3 protein-coding genes are annotated in these 4676 nt (G+C 56.7%); 2 read left to right on the plus strand and 1 reads right to left on the minus strand.

What is annotated here, in order from left to right:
- Window positions 1-44: 44 nt before the first annotated feature.
- Together clpA and ACIP1X_RS27825 are read left to right on the plus strand one after the other, a co-directional pair.
- Window positions 45-2315 (plus strand): ATP-dependent Clp protease ATP-binding subunit ClpA, encoded by a 2271-nt coding sequence (gene clpA / locus ACIP1X_RS27820; RefSeq protein WP_053121600.1) that lies wholly within the window; start codon window positions 45-47, stop codon window positions 2313-2315.
- Between the two features lie 644 nt (window positions 2316-2959).
- Window positions 2960-4105 carry an integrase core domain-containing protein gene (locus ACIP1X_RS27825; RefSeq protein ID WP_053120739.1) on the plus strand — a complete coding sequence of 382 codons (1146 nt, stop codon included), beginning with the start codon at window positions 2960-2962 and terminating at the stop codon, window positions 4103-4105.
- A 450-nt stretch (window positions 4106-4555) separates the two neighbouring features.
- Here ACIP1X_RS27825 and infA read toward each other — a convergent pair.
- On the minus strand, window positions 4556-4676 hold a 121-nt coding region (gene infA, locus ACIP1X_RS27830; protein ID WP_400652215.1), incomplete at its 5' end, for a translation initiation factor IF-1.

Raw genomic sequence — 4676 nt, forward strand, 5'->3', positions numbered from 1 at the left:
AGAAGGACGGTTAATCGCCGACCACTTGGGTATGAGGTGAAGCTATGTTAAACCGCGAGCTCGAAGTCACCCTCAATTTAGCCTTCAAGGAGGCTCGTTCGAAGCGTCATGAATTCATGACCGTCGAACATCTCCTGCTGGCCCTATTGGATAATGAGGCTGCCGCCACCGTTTTGCGTGCCTGCGGCGCAAACCTCGACAAACTCAAGCATGACCTGCAGGAGTTCATCGACTCCACCACGCCATTGATCCCCGTTCATGACGAAGATCGCGAAACCCAGCCAACCCTGGGCTTCCAGCGTGTACTGCAGCGTGCTGTTTTTCACGTACAGAGCTCGGGCAAACGCGAAGTAACCGGCGCTAACGTGCTGGTTGCCATCTTCAGTGAGCAAGAGAGTCAGGCGGTGTTCCTGCTGAAACAGCAGAGCGTTGCGCGCATCGATGTCGTCAACTACATCGCCCATGGCATTTCCAAAGTGCCGGGGCATGGCGATCACTCTGAAGGTGAACAAGATATGCAGGACGACGAGGGCGGTGAGTCTTCTTCTTCAGGCAATCCTCTGGATGCTTATGCCAGTAACCTCAACGAACTTGCGCGCCAGGGTCGTATCGATCCGCTGGTCGGCCGTGAGTCGGAAGTCGAGCGTGTCGCGCAGATTCTCGCGCGTCGGCGCAAAAACAATCCGCTGCTGGTCGGTGAAGCAGGCGTGGGTAAAACCGCGATTGCCGAAGGCCTGGCCAAGCGCATTGTCGACAACCAGGTGCCGGATCTGTTGGCGGGTAGCGTCGTTTATTCGCTTGATCTCGGTGCTCTGCTCGCGGGCACCAAGTATCGCGGTGATTTCGAGAAGCGCTTCAAAGCGCTGCTCAATGAACTGAAGAAGCGTCCGCAGGCCATTCTGTTTATCGACGAGATCCACACCATTATTGGTGCGGGCGCTGCGTCGGGCGGGGTCATGGACGCTTCGAATCTGCTCAAGCCGCTGCTGTCGTCTGGCGACATTCGCTGCATTGGTTCGACCACGTTCCAGGAATTCCGTGGCATCTTCGAGAAGGATCGTGCCTTGGCGCGTCGCTTCCAGAAGGTTGATGTCGTCGAGCCGTCGGTGGAAGACACCATCGGTATCCTGCGCGGCCTGAAAGGGCGTTTCGAGCAGCACCACAACATCGAATACAGCGATGAAGCACTGCGTGCCGCTGCTGAACTGGCGTCGCGCTATATCAATGATCGGCACATGCCGGACAAAGCCATTGATGTGATCGACGAGGCGGGCGCCTATCAGCGCCTGCAACCGGTCGAGAAGCGCGCCAAGCGCATCGAGGTGCCGCACGTCGAAGACATCGTGGCGAAGATCGCGCGGATCCCGCCGAAGCACGTCACCAGCTCCGACAAGGAACTTCTGCGTAACCTGGAGCGTGACCTGAAGCTGACGGTGTTTGGTCAGGACGCGGCGATCGATTCGCTGTCGACTGCGATCAAACTGTCCCGTGCCGGCCTCAAGTCGCCTGACAAGCCAGTCGGTTCGTTCCTGTTCGCCGGCCCGACCGGTGTCGGTAAAACCGAGGCCGCGCGGCAATTGGCCAAGGCGTTGGGCATTGAGCTGGTTCGTTTCGACATGTCCGAGTACATGGAGCGCCACACCGTATCGCGTCTGATCGGTGCGCCTCCAGGCTATGTTGGTTTCGACCAGGGCGGTCTGTTGACCGAAGCGATCACCAAGCAGCCGCATTGCGTATTGCTGCTCGACGAAATCGAGAAAGCGCATCCGGAAGTCTTCAACCTGCTGCTGCAGGTGATGGATCACGGCACACTGACCGATAACAACGGGCGCAAGGCGGACTTCCGCAATGTGATTGTGATCATGACCACTAACGCCGGTGCTGAAACGGCGGCGCGGGCTTCGATCGGTTTCACCCATCAGGATCACTCGTCTGATGCGATGGAAGTGATCAAGAAGAGCTTCACGCCGGAGTTCCGTAACCGTCTGGACACCATTATTCAGTTTGGTCGCCTCAGTCATGAGGTTATCAAAAGTGTGGTGGACAAGTTCCTTACCGAGCTTCAGGCGCAACTGGAAGACAAGCGTGTGTTGCTGGAAGTGACTGACGCGGCGCGTAGCTGGATTGCGGCGGGTGGTTATGATGCGGCGATGGGGGCGCGTCCGATGGCTCGTCTGATTCAGGACAAGATCAAGCGTCCGCTGGCGGAGGAGATCTTGTTTGGTGAGTTGGCTGAGCATGGTGGGGTTGTTCATATCGATATCAAGGATGGTGAGTTGACCTTTGATTTCGAGACCACTGCTGAGATGGCTTGATCGTTGTTGTTTCGCTGAGGGCGCCTTCGGGCGCCCTTTTTGTTGTTTGTCGTTTGGGTTTTTTGGGTGAATATCCGTTGTTGTGGTGATGGCTGGTTAGGGTTCCGCCCTTACGGCGGGTCACTTTTGGCAAACGCCCCAAAAGTAACCAAAAGGTCTGTGCCCTGACGTTCGGCCCTCGCTGTGGCTCGGGTTCCTTCGCTCCGGGATTGATCCGGGGGGCAGCGCCTACGGTTTGCTTCGCTGCACCTCCTCTCGCTGTGTTTGGCTGCGCCAAACGGTCGCTGCGCTCCCACCCCGGATCAATCCCTACACTCAGCCTGCCGACGGGCTCTAAGATCAAAAGCAGGCGAGCTGACACTCGGCCTATTGAGTGGTGAAGAGCACAGCGCGCACGGTTTTAGTTTTTTGGTGCTCTTGCCCCTCACCCCAGCCCTCTCCCGAGGGAGAGGGAGCCGATTGGGGGCTTTTCAAAATATGCGTTCGACTCGGTATCGCAAGTCGGCGTATCTCTACCAATCCACGCGATCAGTCCCCTCTCCCTCCGGGAGAGGGCTAGGGTGGGTAAAGACCGGGTACATCCTTTACGTTTGAGACCGGGGACATGGTTTACAGGTATCAATCATGGTCAGGAGGTGCTGACCATGCCCTGGAATCAAGAGTCCCCAATGGATCAACGAGTGAAGTTAGTCAGCGACTGGCTTGGCGGCAGTTACACCAAGAGCCAATTAAGCCGGCGCTATGGCGTCAGCCGTCCAACCATCGACAAGTGGCTGGAACGATACGCAGCGTTGGGCGTAGATGGCTTGAAAGAGCAATCGCGCAAGCCGTTGAACTGTCCTCATCAAACGCCCGACGAAATCATCGCCAAGTTGCTGGCCAAGAAAAACGAACATCCCGATCGGGGACCCAAACAGATCATTGATCGCCTGCGCGTTTCCGATTCGCATATCCAATGGCCGGCGGCGAGTACCGCCGGGGAGTGGCTGAAGAAAGCTGGTTTGGTGGTGGCGCGACGGCCCTATCCCCCGCGTCCCCGTGCTCCAACACATTTGCGTCCGGTCGACGCGCCCAACCAGACTTGGTGTGCTGATTACAAAGGGCAGTTCAAAATGCAGGACGGTAATTGGTGCTATCCGCTGACCATAACCGATCAGATGAGCCGCTTTTTATTCGTCTGTCGCGCTTTGCCCAGTACGCACGGAGCGCCGACGCGGGAAGGCTTCGAGTGGGCTTTTCGAGAATATGGGCTGCCGGATGTGATCCGCACTGACAATGGCGCTCCTTTCGCGTCGACAGGTCTGGCGCGACTTTCGAAGTTATCGGTTTGGTTTATCAGGCTTGGAATCCATGTCGAAACGATTACGCCAGGCCGTCCCGACCAAAATGGTCGACATGAACGGATGCATCGAACGTTAAAGGCAGCAGTGCCACCGGCGGAAAACCTGGTGCGCCAGCAGCTGGCTTTTCAGGATTTCATCCAAGACTTCAACCACCACCGACCGCATACCGCGCTGGGCATGAAACCACCGGCATCTGTCTATAGCCCGTCAATACGCGCTTATCCCGGTTACTTGCCTGCGCTTGAATATGGTTCCGATGTTGAAGTGCGCAAGGTTCGGTCAAATGGGGAAATCAAATGGAAAGGGCAGCTGATTTTTCTAGGAGAGGCTCTGATTGGAGAGGACATCGCGCTGAAGGAGGTGGCTGATGATGCTTGGGAACTGTACCTTTGCAGCCACTGTTTAGGCAGGCTTGAAAGGGGCGCCAAACGCGTTTCAAGCCTGTAAAGGTGTAAACGATGTCCCCGGTCTAATTTGTAAAGGATGTACCGGTCTCTACAGTGAGGGGCTTTTGATTTTGATTTGGCCCTTGATCTGGCTCTGGCTCTTGATCTTCAGCCCCTTCGGCAGGCCGAGCGTAGGTGTCCATCAGGGGTAGGCGCGTAGCGCCATGCGGCGTAGCCGCATACATCGAGAGGAGGTGCAGCGAAGCAAACCGTAGGCGATGCCCCCTGATGGGCACCGTAGCGAGGGAACACTGAGCCTAAGCGAAGTGCCGTACGCCGGGGCCAAGCCTTTTCGGTTACCTTTTCGGCGTCTGGAAAAGGTGACTCGCTGTAAGAGCGAAACCGCCAGCAGCATCACGCGCAGCAACGGATATGCCCCCAAAACCCAAAACCCCAAAAAACGCAGACACAAAAACGCCCGGCATAAACCGGGCGTCTTGTATTGACCTGATTAACGAGCGCGGTAAGTAATGCGCCCTTTGCTCAAGTCATAGGGCGTCAGCTCGACGCGCACTTTGTCACCGGTAAGAATACGAATGTAGTTCTTGCGCATCTTGCCGGAAATATGCGCG

It is taken from the genome of Pseudomonas sp. NPDC088885, from assembly GCF_044750025.1.
Taxonomy (GTDB): Bacteria; Pseudomonadota; Gammaproteobacteria; order Pseudomonadales; family Pseudomonadaceae; genus Aquipseudomonas; species Aquipseudomonas rustica.